Source organism: Microtetraspora sp. NBRC 16547 (genome assembly GCF_030268965.1).
In the GTDB taxonomy this organism is placed as follows: Bacteria; Actinomycetota; Actinomycetes; order Streptosporangiales; family Streptosporangiaceae; genus Microtetraspora.
Genome location: NZ_BSSE01000044.1, coordinates 1 through 18,750, shown reverse-complemented (window position 1 = coordinate 18,750; position 18,750 = coordinate 1). Strand labels below are relative to the sequence as shown.

15 protein-coding genes are annotated in these 18,750 nt (G+C 68.7%); 7 read left to right on the top strand and 8 right to left on the bottom strand.

Annotated features, from left to right (window positions below; genetic code table 11):
* Positions 1-38 precede the first annotated feature (38 nt).
* The 3 genes from QSK17_RS33965 to QSK17_RS33955 all read right to left on the bottom strand — a co-directional run bounded on the left by QSK17_RS33965 (position 39) and on the right by QSK17_RS33955 (position 4,852).
* Positions 39-1,649, bottom strand: coding sequence for an FAD-dependent oxidoreductase (locus QSK17_RS33965; protein ID WP_285710381.1), 1,611 nt, complete (start codon positions 1,647-1,649; stop codon positions 39-41).
* Positions 1,650-1,875: 226 nt separating this feature from the next.
* Complete coding sequence (locus tag QSK17_RS33960) at positions 1,876-3,060, bottom strand: PP2C family protein-serine/threonine phosphatase (protein WP_285710379.1); 1,185 nt, start codon at positions 3,058-3,060, stop codon at positions 1,876-1,878.
* A 154-nt stretch (positions 3,061-3,214) separates the two neighbouring features.
* Entirely contained in the window at positions 3,215-4,852 is a 1,638-nt protein-coding gene (locus QSK17_RS33955; RefSeq protein WP_285710377.1) for an AMP-binding protein, read from the bottom strand.
* Positions 4,853-4,938: 86 nt separating this feature from the next.
* Here QSK17_RS33955 and QSK17_RS33950 point away from each other — a divergent pair, with 86 nt between their 5' ends.
* Complete coding sequence (locus tag QSK17_RS33950; protein WP_285710375.1) at positions 4,939-5,811, top strand: helix-turn-helix transcriptional regulator; 873 nt, start codon at positions 4,939-4,941, stop codon at positions 5,809-5,811.
* An 82-nt stretch (positions 5,812-5,893) separates the two neighbouring features.
* Here QSK17_RS33950 and QSK17_RS33945 read toward each other — a convergent pair whose 3' ends face one another.
* From QSK17_RS33945 to QSK17_RS33935, 3 genes are all read right to left on the bottom strand, one after another.
* Positions 5,894-6,814 (bottom strand): carbohydrate ABC transporter permease, encoded by a 921-nt coding sequence (locus QSK17_RS33945; protein ID WP_285710374.1) that lies wholly within the window; start codon positions 6,812-6,814, stop codon positions 5,894-5,896.
* Entirely contained in the window at positions 6,814-7,710 is an 897-nt protein-coding gene (locus tag QSK17_RS33940; RefSeq protein WP_285710373.1) for a carbohydrate ABC transporter permease, read from the bottom strand. The genes QSK17_RS33945 and QSK17_RS33940 overlap by 1 nt, the downstream gene beginning before the upstream one ends.
* Before the next feature lie 81 nt (positions 7,711-7,791).
* A complete protein-coding gene (locus QSK17_RS33935; RefSeq protein WP_285710372.1) occupies positions 7,792-9,084 on the bottom strand; it encodes an ABC transporter substrate-binding protein in 1,293 nt (430 codons plus the stop codon).
* Positions 9,085-9,534: 450 nt separating this feature from the next.
* Between QSK17_RS33935 and QSK17_RS33930 the strand changes: the two genes are divergently transcribed.
* From QSK17_RS33930 to QSK17_RS33915, 4 genes are all read left to right on the top strand, one after another.
* Complete coding sequence (locus QSK17_RS33930) at positions 9,535-10,272, top strand: GntR family transcriptional regulator (protein WP_285710371.1); 738 nt, start codon at positions 9,535-9,537, stop codon at positions 10,270-10,272.
* Positions 10,273-10,456: 184 nt separating this feature from the next.
* The gene (locus QSK17_RS33925) at positions 10,457-11,191 is read left to right on the top strand and encodes an SDR family NAD(P)-dependent oxidoreductase (RefSeq protein WP_285710368.1); all 735 of its coding nucleotides are present in this window, start codon (positions 10,457-10,459) and stop codon (positions 11,189-11,191) included.
* Between the two features lie 34 nt (positions 11,192-11,225).
* A complete protein-coding gene (locus QSK17_RS33920; RefSeq protein WP_352231891.1) occupies positions 11,226-12,068 on the top strand; it encodes a fumarylacetoacetate hydrolase family protein in 843 nt (280 codons plus the stop codon).
* Positions 12,065-13,141 carry a mannonate dehydratase gene (locus QSK17_RS33915; RefSeq protein ID WP_285710364.1) on the top strand — a complete coding sequence of 359 codons (1,077 nt, stop codon included), beginning with the start codon at positions 12,065-12,067 and terminating at the stop codon, positions 13,139-13,141. Before QSK17_RS33920 ends, QSK17_RS33915 begins: the two co-directional genes overlap by 4 nt.
* A gap of 10 nt (positions 13,142-13,151) precedes the next feature.
* On the opposite strand, the gene QSK17_RS33910 is transcribed toward QSK17_RS33915, so the two are convergent.
* Together QSK17_RS33910 and QSK17_RS33905 are read right to left on the bottom strand one after the other, a co-directional pair.
* Positions 13,152-14,174 (bottom strand): LacI family DNA-binding transcriptional regulator, encoded by a 1,023-nt coding sequence (locus QSK17_RS33910; RefSeq protein WP_285710362.1) that lies wholly within the window; start codon positions 14,172-14,174, stop codon positions 13,152-13,154.
* A 187-nt stretch (positions 14,175-14,361) separates the two neighbouring features.
* Positions 14,362-16,395, bottom strand: a complete 2,034-nt coding sequence (locus QSK17_RS33905; protein ID WP_285710359.1) for a beta-galactosidase — start codon at positions 16,393-16,395, stop codon at positions 14,362-14,364.
* Between the two features lie 371 nt (positions 16,396-16,766).
* On the opposite strand from QSK17_RS33905, the gene QSK17_RS33900 reads away from it, so the two are divergent.
* Both QSK17_RS33900 and QSK17_RS33895 read left to right on the top strand, forming a co-directional pair.
* Positions 16,767-17,549, top strand: coding sequence for an SDR family oxidoreductase (locus QSK17_RS33900; protein ID WP_285710357.1), 783 nt, complete (start codon positions 16,767-16,769; stop codon positions 17,547-17,549).
* A gap of 118 nt (positions 17,550-17,667) precedes the next feature.
* On the top strand, positions 17,668-18,522 hold the full coding sequence (locus tag QSK17_RS33895; RefSeq protein ID WP_285710355.1) for an SMP-30/gluconolactonase/LRE family protein: 855 nt from the start codon (positions 17,668-17,670) through the stop codon (positions 18,520-18,522).
* The last annotated feature ends 228 nt before the right edge of the window (positions 18,523-18,750 follow it).

Here is an 18,750-nt window from a genome sequence, read left to right as displayed (position 1 = left end):
GCCGGATCACCGGTCACTGGGCCGGTCACTGGGCCGGGTCACTGGGGGCGCACCAACGTGGCCCGCCGCTCGCCCGGGTCATGACCGGTCACCACGACTGTGGCGCCCTGGGCGACCCCGATACGCTGCGGCACCTCCGCCGGAACCGGCTCCATCACGGCGGGCCTGCCGACCATGTCGAAGTCGGGCGGGAACGGCGCCGCCCGCTCGATCAGCCGCTGGTAGAACTCCAGCCACATGGCCTGGTCGAAGGTGACGGCGGCGGTGACGCGTCCTCGGTACCCGTAGACAGCGACGAAGCGGCGCTCGGCGACCGACCCCTGCGTGATCATGACTTCGTCCGCGAACGTCGGGACGCCGACGGATTTGATGTTGACCCCGAACTGGCTCGACCAGAACACCGGCAGGGACAGATGCGCCCACCGCCGCGTCTGGTCGCTGACCATGTTGTGCGCCGCGATCTCGGCCTGGGCGACCGCGTTGCCCCAGTGCTCCAAAGCAAGGAACTGGTATTCGTAGACCGGGTGGGGAAAGCGTGCGATGTCCCCGGCAGCGAAGATGTCATCGGTGACCAGACCGTTGATGTCGAAAACGCGGCAGCCCGCGTCACAGCCCACGCCCCACACCCCGGCCGCCAGCCCCGCGCCTTCCAGCCAGTCGACGTTGCGGACCGCGCCGAGCGCGACCACCGCCGTCTCCACCTCCAACGTGCTGCCGTCGGACAGCCGCGCGGCGCGCAGCCGTCCCTCCGCGTCTCCTTCGAGCGCCGTGACCGTGGTGCCGCAGCGCAGGTCCACGCCGTGCTCGCGCTGCATCTCCCCGGCGATCGCACCGATCACCTTGCCCAGCGCACCGGCCAGCGGTGACGGTCCCCGCTCGGCGACCGTCACCGGCCGGTCCAGCTCCCGGCAGACGGACGCGACCTCCGACCCGGCGAATCCGGCGCCGATGACCAGCACCCGCCCGGCCCCGGTGGCGAGCCGCTGCCGCAGCCGGGTCGCGTCCTCGATCGTGCGCAGCACGCAGACGCCGTCCAGGGCGGCCTCCGCCTCGTTCGGCCACGGCCGGGCGCGGACGCCTGTGGCGATCAGCAGGCGGTCGAACCCGATCTGCCGGCCGTCGGCGAGGTGCACCCGCTTGCCGGTCACGTCCAAACCGGTCGCCCGCTGTCCCAGCAGCCATTCGGCGTCCAGATCCGCGAGCCGGGGCAGCAGGGTGTTCTCCAAGGGCACCTGGCCGACCAGGACCTGCTTGGACAGCGGCGGCCGGTCATACGGCTCGTGCGTCTCGTCCCCGATCAGGGTCAGCGAGCCGGCGAAACCCTCCCTGCGCAGCACCATCGCGGCCCGAAGACCGGCCAGCGAGGCACCCACGATGACGACGCGGCCACTGCGTTTGAAACCGTCACCGTCGCCGGCACCCGGGTACGCCTGAGACCTGCCGCCGCCGACATGAGCGGCGAGCCGGTCGACATAGATCGCCTGAACCGGGCACGCCGCCTTCGCCCGCAACACCCGCTCACGCTGCTCGTCGCTTGGGTCGGGGTCGTAGAGCAGGGCTTCCTGCCCGTGCATCGTGAAGACCTCCGGTGCCGCGAAGACGCATTGCCCATACCCCTGGCATCGGGTGAGATCGACGACGACTCGCATCGGGCACCTCCTGTGCGCGGGCGTGCGTGCTTCGACCGGCGACGAAGTACGCGGAAGGCCACACACGCGGTTGGCCACGGTGGTCTTCGGCCCATGTCAGAAACGGCCTCGGCGTCAGGCCGCAGGCCGTACAGCGGCCGCCTGGCGGCCGGCACGCTGGGGTGTCCCATACCCAGTCATACGGGCCGTATCCTCCGGCCGCCGATCGATTCCAGGCGGCCGTCGATCACCAGAGAGCGTCGGACGAAAGCTCGCCCGTCGCGGAGACGCCGATGGCCGGCTGGTGGGCGGACCTGCGGCGCAGGACCAGTACGGCGATGTCGTCCCGGGGATTGCCCCCGGTGAAGTGCGCCAGGTCGGCCCGGAGCGTCGTGACGAGCCGCTCCGGCGGGAGGTTTCCCCACTTGCGCAGCCGTTCCGCGAGGGGATAGAAGGCGCCGTCCCCGTCCCGGGCCTCGGTGACACCGTCGGTGCACAGCAGGAGGCTCGCCCCAAGGGGGAAGGCGAACCGCTCCACGACGTGGGCATCCCGCGAGAGCCGCGCCAGCCCGAGAGGCACCCCGGTGCCCGGCAGGGCGACCGGCCCCGCGTAGCCCGCGTACAGCAGGTACGGGGGGATGTGGCCGCAGTTGACGGCCCGCACCAGGCTCCCGCCGTCGATGTCGAGGACGAGGGCGGTCACGAACCGCTCCGGCTCGCCCGTCTCCGTCGCGAAGTCGTTGTGCCGCGTGACCGCGCTTTCCAGCGAGTCCACGATCACGCTGAGCGCGTGTTCCCGATGGGCCGCCTCTCGGAAGGCGCCGAGGACGGCGAAGGCGGCGCCGATCGCGGGCAGTCCCTTGCCCTGGACGTCGGCGATCAGCACGCGGGTGCCGTACGGCGACGCCGCCACCTCGTAGATGTCGCCGCCGACCATGCTGTCCTCCTCGATCGGCTGGTAGACGCCGTCGACCACGACCTGTTCGGTGCGCAGGGGGAGCGGGCGGAGCAGTTGCCGCTGCAGGGCCGCGGCGGCGGAGCGCAGCCGGGTGATCTCTTCCTCCCGGTGTATCCGGTACCGGCAGCCGATGACGCTCAGCGCGCTGAAGCCCGCGGTGAAGACCGACGCGATCACGTTGTCGGAGAGACTCCCGCCCACATAGACGGCGGAGGTCATGACGACGACGGTCACCCACACCGACGCCACCAGGGTCTGCCGCACCGTGCCGACACCCGCGAGGAAGGCGGGAAGGAAGACGAGCACCGGCGCCAGCCGTACGCCGGCACCCGTGACGATATCGAGCACGATGATGACCACGGTGAGTCCCGTGAGCCAGGTCACGAGTACGCCGGTCGAGGGGTAGGCCCGTGCTCGGGGCTCGCCGGCGCGCGACGCGCCGGTCGCGCCGCCGGGTCCCTGTCCATCGCTCATCGCCGCTACCGTCCATCCGTTCGTGGACTCCGAGCGAGCCTCCCGTCGCTGCTCCTCCCGGATTTCCCCCTTCTGCCAGGATGCGCCGCCGGGATGTGCCGCGGAAACACGGATGGGCTCGAAGACGCCGACGCGACGGGAGTTACCAGTGTGATCAGGCGTTCCGGATGCGGGCCGCGTCGTGCAGGCCGAGGATGTCGACGGCGCGTTCGCGCATCTCCACCTTGCGGATCTTTCCTGTGACCGTCATGGGGAACGTGTCCACCACGTGGATGTAGCGCGGGATCTTGTAATGGGTGAGACGCCCCGCGCAGAACTCCTTGATCTGTGCGCTCGTGAGCGGCTCGGTTCCCGGCCGCATGACGATCCACGCCATGAGCTCCTCACCGTACTTCCCGTCGGGCACGCCGATCACCTGGACGTCGGCGATGTCGGGATGGGTGTACAGGAACTCCTCGATCTCACGGGGGTAGATGTTCTCGCCGCCGCGGATCACCATGTCCTTGATCCGGCCGACGATGTTGACGTACCCCTCGGCATCCATGATCGCCAGGTCGCCGGTGTGCATCCAGCGGGCGGCGTCGATCGCCTCGGCCGTGGCGTCCGGCTGCTCCCAATACCCGAGCATGACCGAGTACCCGCGGGTGCACAGCTCTCCGGCCTCGCCGCGGGGTACTGCCAGGCCCGACGCGGGGTCGACGACCTTGACCTCGATGTGCGGCATGGCGCGGCCGACCGTCTCGGTACGGCGGGCCAGCCCGTCGTCGCGGCGCGTCATCGTCGACACGGGGGAGGTCTCCGTCATGCCGTAGCAGATCGCCACCTCGCTCATGTTCATCTCGGTGACGACGCGCTTCATCACCTCGACCGGGCAGGGCGAGCCGGCCATGATCCCGGTACGCAGGCTGGACAGGTCGAAGGCGGTGAAGTCCGGAAGGCCGAGTTCGGCGATGAACATGGTGGGCACGCCGTACAGGGAGGTGCACCGCTCCTGCTCGACGGCGCGCAGCGTGAGCTCGGGGTCGAAGCCGGGCGCGGGGAGCACGATGCACGAGCCGTGGGAGGTCGCGCCCAGGTTGCCCATGACCATCCCGAAGCAGTGGTACAGCGGCACCGGCAGGCACACCCGGTCCGCCTCGGTGTAGCCGACCAGCTCGGCCACGAAGTAGCCGTTGTTCAGGATGTTGTGGTGCGACAGCGTGGCGCCTTTGGGAAAGCCGGTGGTGCCCGAGGTGTACTGGATGTTGATCGGGTCGTCGAAGGTCAGCGTCGCCGCCCGCTCCCGCAGCAGGGCCGGGGCGCTGCGCCTGCCGCTCTCGATCAGCTCGTCCCATCCGCGCTCGCCGATGAACACGACGTCGGGGAATCCGATCTCGGCGAGCATCGCCCGGTAGTCGCTGGTCCGGTGCGCGACCGCGCTGACCAGCAGCCGCATGCCTGACTGTTTCACCACGTAGGCGAGTTCGTGGCTGCGGTACGCGGGGTTGACGTTGACGAGGATCGCGCCGATCTTCGCGGTGGCGTACTGGACGAGCACCCATTCGGCGCAGTTGGGCGCCCAGATGCCGACCCGGTCGCCCTTGGCGATGCCGCGGGTCAGCAGGCCGAGCGCGACCTCGTTCACCGCCGCGTCGAGCTCGGCGTAGGTCCAGCGGCGTCCGGTCGCCATGTCCACCAGCGCCTCGCGATCACCGAAGCGCGCGACGGTGCGTTCGAGATTCTCCCCGATCGTCTCCCCGAGCAGGGGGACATCGGAGGTGCCGGAGGAGTACGAGAGAGGTAGATCACCCATGGACGCAGCATCCGCGCCGATGTGGTGGGCCACTACCCCCGTTCGGGGGGTGGCTTCGGTCGGCAAATCCTTTACATTCCGGTGATATGGCGGTAGCACGCGCACCGGTCGGCAATCCGGATCACGAACGCGAGGCACTGCACACCGCCCTGGGGCGAATGCGCCGGGCGACGGGACTTCCCGTCGCGTTCGGCGGCGCGGTGTCGCCCGGGCGGCGGGACGTGCGGCTCACGGTGCTCACCGGGACCCTGACCGGCGCCCTGCGTGGCCTCGTCATCGGCGCCGGCAACGGACTCGGCGGCCGGGTGCTCGTCACTGCGCGCCCGGGCAGCGTCGACGACTATGCCACCGACCTGCGGATCAGCCACGAGTACGACAAGCCGGTGATGGCCGAGGGGCTGCGGGCGATCGCGGCCGTGCCGGTCACGATGGACGGCTCGGTGTGCGGTGTCCTGTACGGCGGGACACGCGAGTCGCTGTCGCTCAGTACCCGCGTGCTGGACGCCATGACGCAGGTCGCCCTTCGCATGAGCATCGAGCTGACCGTACGGCGCGAGGTCGAGCGCCGGATGGCCGAGCTGGAGACGGCCGCGATCACCAGTGCGGCGCGCGAGGCGCCGACCGCCCCAGAGTGGGAGGAGGTCCGCCAGGCGCACGCCCAACTGCGGTCGATCGCGCAGGAGATCGCCGACCCCGCCATCCGCCTACGCCTTCAGGACGTGTGCGACCGGCTGGCCCGCTCCAACGGCGAACCCCTCCGGGAGAATCCGCTGTCGCCACGGGAACTGGACGTGCTGGCCCTGGTCGCCGTGGGGTGCGGCAACGCCGAGACGGCGCGCCGCCTCGGCATCCTTCCCGAGACGGTCAAGAGCTACCTGCGCAATATCATGCGCAAACTCGGCACGCACCGCCGGATGGAGACCGTGATCGTCGCCCGCCGCTCCGGGTTCATGCCTTAGAGCGCCTGGCAATAGGGATCACTTCAGTCGCTTGGTCGTCGGGCGAGTGTCCAGGATGTTCATGAATTGGCGTGCTGGTGGGCTACTTGACGGCTCCCGTCGCGAGGCCCTTGCTCCAGAACGACTGCAACGACAGGAACATGGCGACGACCGGCACGACGGAGACGAACGCGCCTGTGACGACGGTGGTGTAGCTGATGGGATAGCCCTGGAGTTCGCGCCAGCCGACGAGGCCCACGGTCACCGGTTGGAGGGAGGTGTCGGCGAGCATGAGCGAGGGCAACAGGAAGTTCGTCCAGATCGCGACGAACTGGAACAGGAAGATCGTGACCATCGCGGGCGCCATGAGCCGCACGCCCATCGCGAAGATGCGCATTTCGCCGGCGCCGTCGAGCCGACCGGCCTCGAGCAGGGCGTCCGGTATCGACGATGCGGCGTAGATCCGGCTCAGATACACGCCGAATGGGCTGACGATGCTCGGGATGAAGACGGCCCAGAAAGTGTTGACGGTTCCGGTGAAGCTGAACACGAGGTAGAGCGGGACGGCGAGCACGGGCGCGGGCAGGAGCACCGCGGCGAGCACGGTGCCGAAGACCGCCTCGCGTCCCGGGAACGGGAACTTCGCGAGCGCGTACCCGCACATGGACGCCAGGAGCGTGGAGACGATGCCGCCGCCCACCGCGTACAGCAGCGAGTTGAGCAGCCAGCGCGAGTAGATGCCGCCCTGGGCCTGGAACAGGGTCTGGATGTTCTCCACGAGGGCGAAGCTCTCGCCGAACCAGAAGCCGTTGCCCGAGAAGATCTCTCCGCTGCTCTTGGTCGCGGAGACGACCAGCCACCACACCGGGAGCAGGAAGTAGATGGCGAAGAGGATCATGATGGCCAGCACGAAGAGGCGCGAGGCGGGATTCACCGTCGTGAGCGGATGCGCCTTGGGCCGCCGCGGGCGCGGCGCCGCGGCGACGGGTGCGGTTTGTGCGGGCGATTGCAGTGCGGCGGTCATCAGTCGACTCTCCTGGCCGATGCGCGGAAGACGAATACGGACAGCACGCAGATCAGGGCGCCGAGCACCACGGACTGCGCGGCCGCGTAGTTGAAGTCGTTGGCCGTGAGTGAACGGAGAGCGGCCATGATCGGCGTGTAGGTGGACGGCAGATTCGGCGCCACGGACTTCATGGTGACCGGCTCGTTGTAGAGCTGGAACGTGCCGATGATGGAGAAGACGAGAGTGAGCAGCAGCGCCGGCCGGATCAGCGGGACCTTGATGAGCAGCGCGGCCTTCCAGCCGGAGCAGCCGTCGAGAGCGGCGGCCTCCATCGTCTCCTCGGGGATGGCCTGCAGGGCCGCGAAAATCAGGATCGTGTTGTAGCCGGTCCAGGCCCAGGTCAGGATGTTCGCGATCGAGAACGGCAGGGCGCCGTCGGTGACGAAGCTGACGTCGATGCCGATCGATGCGAAGAATCCGGTGATGGGGCTCAGCGTGGGCGCGTACAGGAACGACCACACCAGGGCCGCGATCACGCCGGGCAGCCCGTAGGGCACGAAGTAGGCGACCCGGAAGAACTTGCGCCCCGTCGACACCGACGAGTCGATGAGAAGGGCGAGGATGAGCGCGATGCCGAGCATCACGGGCACCTGGATGACGCCGATGAAGGTCACCCGGCCCAAGGATGCGATGAAGTCCCCATCCTGGAACACCCGCACGTAGTTGCCGAAGCCCGCGAAGACGGTTTCGGCGCCGCCGAGGCCGAGGCCCGAGCGTTTCAGCGAGAAGAAGCTCTCCACCACGGAGTACCCGGTCGGCACCAGGTAGACAACGACGAAGAGCAGAAGGAACGGCAGAACGAACGGCGCGGCTCGCCGAAGCTCGCGACGTCGGCTCCGCCGCTGAATCGTCACATGGGACACGGTCACCTACCTGTCGAAGAAGCGGGGGACGCGGATTCGCGTGGCTCGCGTAGCGCGCCCCCCCGAGAAGCGCTACTTGCTGACGGAGAACCCTTGGGTTGTCAGCGCGGACACCGTGTCTGTCTGGGCACGGCCCAGGGCGTCCTGGAAGGTCGCGCTCTTGGTGTGCACCTTGCCGAGACCGTCGCCGAGCGCCGCGGCCGTGGTGGACATCACCGGCCCCCACCGCCAGCTCGAGTTCACCTTGGCCGACTCCGTACGGAACAGCTGGTAGATGGCCTGGCCGCCGTAGTAGCTCTCCGGCTTGTCGAGCGCCGCGTTGGCGAGCCCGGACGTGGAAGCCGGAAGGATGGCCGCGGATTCGATCAGGTTCGACACGGACGTGTCGTTGGTCGACATCCACATGGCGAACTCGGTGGCCTCCTTCGGGTTCGCGCAGTCCTTCATGACGGCCGTGGCGGATCCGCCCGAGTTGCCGACGGCGTCTGTGGTGCCCCACCGGGGCATGGCCGCGACGGCCCACTTGCCCGCGGAGCCGGCGGCGTTGTCGCGGATGAGTGATGCCGACCAGACCGGACCGACCTCTGCCCAGACCTTGCCGTTGCTCCACGCGGAGTAGAGCGCCGCGTCGAAGGCGGGATGGGAGGTGACGAGATCCTGGTCGAAGAGGTCCTGCCAGTAGCCGGCGACCGTGCTGCCCGCGGCGCTGTCGAGCGAGACCGTCCAGGCGTCGCCGTTGACTCCGAACCAGGGAGCGTCGCCCTGCCAGGCGAAGCCGGCGTAGAGGTACGGGTCGGTGGGCAGGTTCATGATGCGGGCCTTCGGGTCGGCGGTCTTCACCGCGGCGGCGGCCGCCTTGAACTCCTCCCAGGTCTTCGGAACCGCGATGCCCGCGGCGGTGAAGAGGTCGGAACGGTAGAACATGCCCATCGGCGCGGTGTCGACCGGCACGCCGTAGGCGGCACCGTCGATGCCGACATTGCCCCACACCCAGTCGGGGAATTCGGCCCGCTGCGGTTTGACGTACTGGCTGACGTCCTGCAGCATCCCGGCGGCGAGGAAGCTCGAGAACGTCTCGTAGCCGATCTGCGTCAGGCACGGGGCCGTGCCCGCCTTCGCGGCCGTGAGCATCTTGTCGTAGCCGCCCGCGCCGCCGTTGGCGATGGCCTCGTACTTCACCTGGATGTCGGGGTGAGACTCGTTCCACAGCGCGACGGACTTCTCGTAGCCCGAAGCCCAGCCCCAGAAGGTGATTTTCACCGGGCCGCTGGTGCTCGCTTCCGTGCTGCCGGTGCACCCCGTCAGCGCGATGCCGGTGGCGGCGATGACTGCGGCCGCAGTGAGTCGCGCATTTCGGTTGAGCATGACTTCCTCTCGACTGCTACTTGTACAGCGCGTTGCATGTTGCTCGGTCATCCAGGTCGTCCTTGGGGGGACCAGGGGCATGCACGGCTGGTCTTGCGGGATGCCCTTGTCGCCGTTGAGATCTTTCAGCGCGTCCCCGATCGCGAGCTGTGCGACCTACTACGGATTCGGACAGATGATCACGGTGAGCGCGCCGACCTTGCCGCACGGGCCGACTACCTCCCTGGCAGCGGCTCTGAGGGAGACATCGCTCAGGACGGCGAGGCGACCGAAACGCTGGGAGATGCCCGCGGTCCACAGCACCGTGGTGGCGCCGCGCCCCGGGGGGCGGACTCGGGGCCGGCGCCGACGAGTCGTGCGAGTCGGCGGACACTTTGTTCCCCTTTACGACGATCAGGTTAGTGCCCGGATACTTGCATACAAGCCTCCAAGCATGCAACGATCATTTTCGTGAGTTCTCATCAAGCGCTCATCCCTGAGCCGGCACCCGTCGGGCGCGATCCGATGCTGGTACCGGTCGTCCGAGACCGTCCGTCAGCACGGACGTCCGATCGCGTCTACGACGAGTTGGTCTCCGCGATCCGCGAACTGCGACTCGCCCCTGGAGCCTCCCTGTCCGAGACGGACCTCGCCGCACGGCTGCACGTCAGTCGTACGCCGGTGCGCGAGGCCATCGCGCGGCTCGTCGACGCGGGACTCGTGCGGGTCGTACCGCAGGTAGGCACGCGGGTCGGGTTGATAAGCCTGCGTGATGTGGAAGAGGCGCGTTTCGTCCGCGAGAGCCTGGAGGTCGCGGCCTTCGAGGTGGCGTGCGCGATCCCGGCGCCGGACGTCTCCGAGCTGCGCGAACTGCTCGAACGGCAGGAGCACAGCTATCGCACGGAAAACTATGACGCCTTCTTCACGGCCGACGAGGCGCTGCACAGCGAGATCTTCACGCTCAGCGGCTATCCGGGAGCCTGGCAGGCCGTGCAACGGATGAAGCTGCAGTTGGATCGGCTTCGGCGGCTCACCCTGCCCGATCCCGCCGCGGTGCGCGAGCTGATCGACGAGCACAGAATGATCGTGGACGCGCTGGAGGCCGCTGATCTGTCCACTGGCCGCTCCCTGATCAGCCGCCATGCCAGGCGCGCTCTCGAACTCGGCCCGACACTGCGCGCCAAACACCCGGACTACTTCACAGAATGAGCGCGCCGACAGCCGGCTGACGCGAGGTCGGGGAGCGTGCGGGGCCATTTCGGTGCCGGTCAGGCACGCGGGCGCCCCGCTTGTATGCGACCGCTGCGGTTGGCCGGCTGCCGGATGCTCGCCTCGGCGCGCTCCGGGGAGACAGAAAACGACCGGCCGACCGGCCCAGGAAGGACATCACCACGTGAGCAGGTTCGACGGGCGGACGGTACTCGTCACAGGCGCGGGTTCCGGCATCGGCTACGAGATGACCCGCCGATTTCTGGACGAAGGGGCAACGGTGTACGCGGCGGATCTCAACCCCGCGGGCGTACCGGACGGCAGCATCCCTCTCACGGTCGACGTGACCGACCCCGACTCTTTCGCGGCGGCGGTGTCTCGTGCGGTGGACGAGACCGGCTCCCTGCACGTCCTGTGCAACAACGCGGGAGCGTCCTCGACCACGGACCCGATCGCCTGCACCGTGGAGGAGTGGGATCACACCTTCGCGGTCAACAGCCGCGGCGTCTTCCTCGGCACCAAGTTCGCGCTGCCGCACATGCTCGCCCAGCGATACGGAGTCATCGTCAACACCGCGTCCGCGGCGGGACTCGTCGGGTTGAAGGACCGCGCGGCCTACTGCGCCAGCAAGGGCGCGGTGATCGCCTTCACCCGCCAGGTCGCGGTGCAGTACGCGGGAACCGGTGTGCGCTGCAACAGCGTCTGCCCCGGGACGGTCGACTCGCCGTGGGTCGGGCGGCTGCTCGCGGCGGCCGACGACCCGGCACACGCCCGCGACCAGCTCGTCGCCAGGCAGCCGATGGGTCGGCTCGGCACGCCGGCGGAGGTCGCGGCCGCGGCCCTCTACCTCGCCTCGGACGAGGCCGCGTTCATCACCGGCACCGAACTGGTCGTCGACGGCGGCCTGCTCGCCGGTTGACAGCTCCTATCACGAACGGATCACCATGAGAATCATGCGGATCGGCGCACCCGGCGCCGAACGGCCCGTCGTTCTGCTCCCCGACGGTCGTCACCTCGCCATGTCTGGGCTCACCGACGACATCGACGGCGATTTTCTCGCCGGTGACGGCCCGAGCCGGCTGCGCGATGCGGTCGCCGAAGGCAGGCTGCCGGAGATCGACGTCGTCGGGCAGCGCGTCGGCGCTCCCGTCGCCCGGCCCGGGGTCGTGCTCTGCATCGGCATGAACTACGCCGCGCACGCCGCAGAGTCCGGCTCTGACGCGCCACAGTGGCCGGTCATCTTCTACAAGGCTCCCAACACCGTCGTCGGCCCGTACGACGAGGTTCTGCTGCCACGCGGGTCGGCGAAGGCGGACTGGGAGGTCGAGCTCGCGGTCGTGATCGGACGTCGGGCCCGATACCTCGACTCGCCCGCCGACGCGCTGGCTCACGTCGGCGGTTACACCATCGGCAATGACGTGTCCGAGCGAGCCCTTCAGCTGGAAACCAGCGGTGGGCAGTGGTCGAAGGGCAAGAGCTGCGAGACGTTCAATCCGCTTGGCCCCTGGCTGGTCACCCCCGACGAGATTCCCGACCCCCAGACCCTCGGCCTGCGCTCGTGGGTCAACGGTGAGGCTCGGCAGGCGTCCAACACCAAGGACATGATCTTCGACGTCGCCACGCTGATCTACGAACTCAGCCAGGTGACCGTCCTCGAACCGGGCGACGTGATCAATACCGGCACGCCCGAAGGTGTCGCGCTGTCCGGCCGGTTCCCCTACCTGACGGAAGGTGACGTCGTGGAGCTCGAGATCGACGGGCTCGGCAGGCAGCGGCAGCGGGTCGGGCAGGCATGAGCATCCGTCTCTCCCTCGGCCACATCGACAAGTACGACTCCCACGTCGCGACGTTCGCCCACCAGCTCGGACTCACCGGCGTGCAGCTGCACACACCCGACGTGCTGCCCGGAGTCGACGGCTTCTGGAGCCTGGCCGAGTTGCGCGCGCTCCGGGAACGCTGCGACGCTGACGGGCTGGCGATCGACGGCCTCGAGAACGTCCCGCTCGCCCACTTCTGGAAGATCCAACGCGGCCTGCCCGGGCGGGATGAGCAGATCGAGAACTACCAGAAGACGATCCGCAACCTCGCCGCCGTCGGAATCGACCTGCTCGGCTACAACTTCCTCGCCACCTACGTCTGGCGCACCGACATGGCCGCGAAGGGACGCGGCGGCGCCAAGGTCAGCGCCTTCGACCTGGCCGACGTGCACCGCGGCAACGCGCTCGCCGGGTACCGGCTGACCCCGGAGCAGCCCATGGACGAGCCGATCACGGCCGACCAGATGTGGGCCAACCACCAGTACTTCCTCGACGCCGTTCTCCCCGTCGCCGAGGAAGTCGGTGTGCGGCTCGCCCTGCACCCCGACGATCCACCCATCGATGAGCCCCTGGGCGGCGCAGCCCGAATCTTCATCTCCCCGGTCGCCATCGGACAAGCACGCAGGCAAGCCGGCGGCAGTCCTTCATGGGGGCTGAACCTCTGCCTCGGAACGGTGTCGGAGATGGCCGGCGAGCAGAGCATCAACGAGGTCATCGACCTCATGGGACCGTCCATCTTCTACGTCCATTTTCGGGACGTACGCGGGACCGTGCCACGCTTCAGCGAATGCTTCCTCGGCGAGGGCAACTTCAACCCGGCACGAGTGATCCGCCGGCTCAACGACTCCGGATTCGACGGATTCATCATCGACGACCACGTCCCAGCGATGATCGGAGACCTGGACACCTGGGGCGACACATCGTCCGAGGCATACTGCAGCCGTGGCCGGGCACACGCGATCGGATACCTGCAAGGCGTCCTGAACGGCCTGGCGCTCGACGAGCCGGACGGCACGCGTGGTCTGCCGGCAACGACCGCCCTGACCACCTGACAGAGCATCGCTATTGCCGGGAGGGGCCCCTAGAGAGCCTCTCCTCGGCTTCTTCGGGCTCCGGCTTTTCGGAGCCTCTGAGGATGAGCTGTGTGGGGAGCATCCGGACGGCGAACGCCGAGGTGTCGCCATTCAGGCGACCGAGGACGATATCCGCGGCGGTGCGCCCCATCAGCTCGATGTCCTGGCTCACGACCGACACCGGAGGGTTGCCGAGCAACGACGTCTCGAAGTCGTCGAAGCCGACGAGGGGCAGCCGTCGGCCGGCCGTCTGGAATGCGAGCAGCGCACCGATCGTCGAGCGGTTGTTGGCCGCGAAGACGGCGTCGGCCGAGTCGTCGCGGAGCACGGCGCCGACCTCGCGTTCCGCCTGTTCCCTGGTGCGCGCCGTCGTGATCGTGAGCGAGTCGTCGACGCCGATCCCGGCCTCGGCGAGCGCCGCGGCGTATCCGGCATGACGTTCGCGCATCGTGTAGATGTCGAGCGAGTCGCCGACGAAGGCGATGCGCCGCGAGCCGACGGAGGCGAGCGCGAGGGTGGCCTCGCGCGCCCCGGCCGCGTTGTCTGCGAGCACGGCGTCGGCCTCGGCGTACGGCACGGGCCGATCGAGGAAGACCAGCGGAGGGATGGGCGCGGCGACGTCGGACCAGTCGCGGGCGGCGTTCCGCGGCGGCACTACGATCAAGCCGTCCACCCGCTGCTCCATGAGCCGATCAACCAGGCGATCGTGCCGCAGCCCTTCCTCTTCGGAGCTGGCGATCGTGACGAGGTATCCCGCCGCATCCGCCACGCTTTCGATGGCTCGCGCGAGCGTGGAGTAATAGGGGTTCGCGAGGTCGCTGATGACCAGGCCGATGGTCTTGCTCGTCCGACCGGGCCGGATGCTCGCTGCGGAGAGGTTGCGGCGGTAACCGAGCTTCACGATCGCCGCACTGATTCGATCCGCGAGGATGGGATCGATGTTCGTTTCCCCGTTGACGTGACGCGAGACGGTCTTCAAGCTGACTCGTGCTTCGTGAGCGACATCCTTCATCGTGGGGTGGCGTGGCACCTGGTCTCTCCAGTCGACGTTGTCGCCCGATCGTACAAGCCGCCCGGATCACTGAGGGCGAGCGTCAGCCGGCCGCGTCTCGAACTCGGCATGACCCAGGACACCGGCCGCGTCTCCGCCGCGTACGGGAGACCCTGGAGGCGGCGGCACGGCCGGTGCCCTCGCTCGCTCAACCGGCCCGTCTGACGACCCTCACCCCGCCCGCGGGCACCGTGATCTCTCTCTCGTGAACGGACCCGTCCAGCAGGTCGGCTCCCGACCCCGGAACGGTCGTCTCGGTGTCGCGGTGGTTGATGAGGAAGACGTAGTCGTGATCGGCCGAGCGGCGCGTCACGACCTCGAGGCCGCCGTCGGAAGGTGCTGCCGTTGCCGCGACCCGCTTCGTGATCGCCGCCACCAGACGCGCGCGTGCGTCGGCGGCCAGCTCGACGCCCACGTACCAGGCTTCCCCAGCGCCTCGGGGCGCGCGCGTGATTGCCGGCGCGCCCGCGAAGTCGCCGCTGACGTACCGGGCCTCGGCCACCGCATCCGTCAGATCGATCTCCTCGTGCCAGGTCGAGACCCGTGCGGGCCCCGTGACCCCGTCGATCTCCACGGAGTCCGCCTCCACCATGGGCGCGAACTCCTCCACGCGCACCCCCAGCAGCTCGCGGAACGCCCCGGGGTAACCGCCGAGCCGCACCCGGTCGAGCGGATCGACGATGCCGGAGAAGTAGGTGACGATCACGGTCGCCCCCGCGTCCGCGGCGGCGGCGACGGCGGCCGCGTCGTGGTCGGAGACCAGGTAGAGCATGGGCACGACGATCAGTCGGTAGCCCGACAGGTCGGCCGACGGCGGCACGACGTCGACGGTGATGCCCGCGTCCCAGAGACTCCGGTACCAATCGAGGGCGGACTCCATGTACGAGAGGCCGTTGTGCGGATGTGACTCCCGCTCGGCCGCCCACCACGACTCCTCGGAGAACAGCAACGCGCAGTCCGCGACCACCCGGGTTCCGAGCACTTCGGCACAGGAGGCGAGCTCCGCGCCGAGCGCCGTCACCTCCCGGAACTTCCGGCTGTCGGCACCGGCGTGCGGGAGCATCGCGGAATGAAACCGCTCGGCGCCCGCGTTGGCGGCCCGCCACTGGAAGAAGCAGATCCCGTCGGATCCGCGGGCGACGTGGGAGAACACGTCCCGCCGGAGTTGCCCCGGGCGCTTCGCTGGGTTGACCGGGCGCCAGCTCGTGGCACCGGTGGCCGTCTCCATGAGCAGCCACGGCTTCCCCTTCGACAAGCCGCGTGCCCGGTCGGCCGAGAACGACAGCTCGACGTGAGCGTCGGGCGCCGGCCTCAGGTAGTGGTCGCTCGAGACGAGGTCCAGGTCGCCGGTCCACGAGCTGTAGTCCATGTTCTTTCCGGCGTCGAAGAGCACCAGGTTCGTGGTGATCGGCACGTCCGGGCTGACACGCCGTAGCACGGCGATCTCCGCTCGCAGCTGCTCGCGCAGCTGGTCGGAGCTGAACCGATCGAAGTCCAGCACCTGGGTGGGGTTCGAGTCGGTGAACGTCACCCGCGGAGGCTGGATCTGCTCCCACGCCGAGTAGGCCTGGCTCCACGCGGCGGTCGTCCACGCGGCGTTCAGTTCGTCGAGCGAGTCCCGGTACCGCTCCTTCAGCCAGCCCCGGAAGGCCACGGCGCTCGCGTCGTCGTAGCACCGCGAATTGTGGCCGCCGAGCTCGTTGGAGATGTGCCACAGCGCGAGAGCCGGGTGCTCGCCGTAGCGCTCCGCAATCCTCTCCACCAGCGCGAGCGAGTGCTCGCGATAGACCTGCGACGACGGCGACCATGCCTGGCGTCCACCCTGCGACATCATCCGCCCGTCTCGATCGACGGGCAGCACCTCCGGAAACCGTGTGGTGAGCCACGGCGGAGGCGATGCGGTGGCCGTGGCGAGATCGACAGCGATGTCGTTCGCGTGCAGCAGGTCGAGCACGCGATCGAGCCATCCGAAGTTCCATCGATCGGGCGCCGGCTGCAGCATCGACCAGGCGAAGACACCGACCGTGACGAGGTTGACACCGGCCTCGCGCATCAGTCGCACGTCCTCGTGCCACACGCTCTCGTCCCACTGCTCGGGGTTGTAGTCGCCTCCGAACGCCACGGGTTCGCCGCCGAACCGGGCCACGACGTTGGCGGGCCACCGGATCCACTCTGCCGTCACGAACTCTTCTCCTCACTGCCCAACGAACGAACACCCACGCGAAGACCGCCCTGCCGGCCGGCGAACCGAGACCCGGTAAGCCCGCCACTGGACGACCACCCCGGCTCCACCGACCGCAGGCCGGCACCCCGACACGACGTCGGGAGACCGTCGGACACGACCTGAGGATCGCCGCCCGGAGCAGCGCCAGGTCGCGGCAGATCAGACTAGCGGCTTGAGACAACGTTGTTTAGAGTGATCCCGCACAACCGGCTCACAGCCCGTACTGGCACGACAGTCGCGGCGACGGTTGGACGAGAATGCCCACCGCGGCTGACCCCCAGCGCCGTTCACGGCGGGGAGCCCGTGGACGACATCGAGGGGAGTGGATCGTGGCGGAGTTTGACGGCAAGGTCGCCATCGTCACCGGTGGACTCAGCGGTATCGGACGTGCGACAGCCCAGGTGCTTTCGGCGCGCGGCGCGACGGTCGTGGCAGCGGGTGTCCCACCGACACGTGACTCCGAAGCTCCGCTCCCAGGTGTCGAACACCTCGATGTGGACGTCACCGACGAGACCGCCACCGCGCAACTCGTCGCACACGTCGCCGCCGCATACGGCGGGCTCGACATCGTCGTCGCCGCCGCCGGAATCCAACGCTACGGCACGGCGGCGAACACCAGCGCCGATGAGTGGAACGAGGTGCTCGCCGTCAACGTGACCGGCGTCTTCCACACTGTCAAGCACGCCTTGCCCCACCTGCGCGCTCGCGGAACGGGATCGGTCGTGATCGTCTCCTCCGTTCAAGCCTTCGTCACCCAAAGCGCCGTCGCCGCTTACACCACCAGCAAAGGGGCGCTCAACGCGCTCGCACGATCGATCGCGATCGACGAGGCGAAGAACGGGATCAGGGTCAACACCGTATGTCCCGCGTCGGTGGACACCCCGATGCTGCGGTTCTCGGCCCGCACCTTCTCCGACGGCAGCGACCAAGCCGCACAAGCGGTGGTCGAGTCCTGGGGACGGATGCACCCGCTGGGACGAGTGGCGCGACCGGATGAGGTTGCCGAAGCGATCGCCTTCCTGTCCAGTGACCGCGCCAGCTTCATCACCGGCATCGCGCTCCCCGTTGACGGCGGGCTGCTGGCCAACGCCGCGGTGGTGCTTCCCGAATGAGAGAGAACGTCCGCTACGACCGCGATCCCGGTCGGCCAGACTGCCTTCCGTTCGTCTCGAAGAGCCGCTGGGTCACCCCTGGACAGCTCGGGCAGCCGGGGATGACCGAGGACCCCAGATGACGGCTGAGATTGTGGTGCCCAGTAGGGCCCGCGTCGGCGAAGGACCGGTGTGGGACGCCGAGAACAGTCGCCTGCACTGGGTCGACATCCCCGCCGGACACATCCATACCAGCGACCCGGCCACCGGTCAGACCACCAGCATCGAACTGCCGACACACGTCGGCGCCGTGGCACCACGGCGCAGCGGAGGCTTCGTCGCCGCGACGGCCGAAGGGTTCGCGACCGTCGAAGCAGACGGATCGATGAACATCCGGCGCGCGATCCTGCCCGACGGCGAGCGCATGAACGATGCGAAGTGCGACAGGCATGGTCGACTCTGGGCCGGCAGTACCACGATGGATTTCCAACCCGGCAAAGGCGCTCTGCATGTCCTCATGCCGGACTGGACGAGCCGCGTCGTCCTTGAGGGACTGGCCCTGCCCAACGGGCTTGGCTGGAGTCCCGATGGACACACCTTCTATCTCGCCGACAGCATCGCCGGCGAGATTTCGGCCTTCGACACCGATCCCGGGTCCACCACGATCAGTCGCCGACGCACGTTGTTCCGGATCCCCGCTCACGCAGGCCTGCCGGACGGGCTCACCGTCGACGCGGCCGGGTGCCTATGGGTCGCGATATGGGGCGGCGACCGCCTGGCACGCATCTCTCCGGACGGAGACCTGCTCAGTGAGGTCCCGCTGCCCGTGCACCAGCCGTCCTCCTGCACGTTCGGCGGCTCCCGCCTCGACGTCCTGTACATCACGTCGGCCCGTGAAGGGCTCGATCTCTCCGACGACGATCCCGCCGGATCAGTGTTCGCCATCGACCGGTTGGGCGCCGTGGGCATGCCGTCGACGGCGTTCGCCGGATGAGTGGGGCCGCGATGGTTCGCCATGGAGTGTTCTCAGCACCCGCGACGACGCGATACCCGAACCTCGCCTCGACTGGGGTTGCTCCGGTTTGGTGGACACCATGACTCTGCTGGCTAACTCGCGACACGCGGGTGTCGGGTCCGTGACCTGAGCTGTTATAGCCCGAGATCATGCCGTGCGCGGCCGTTCTCCCCTCATCCGGCCGCGGATGGAGTGGTCGGTGTCGAT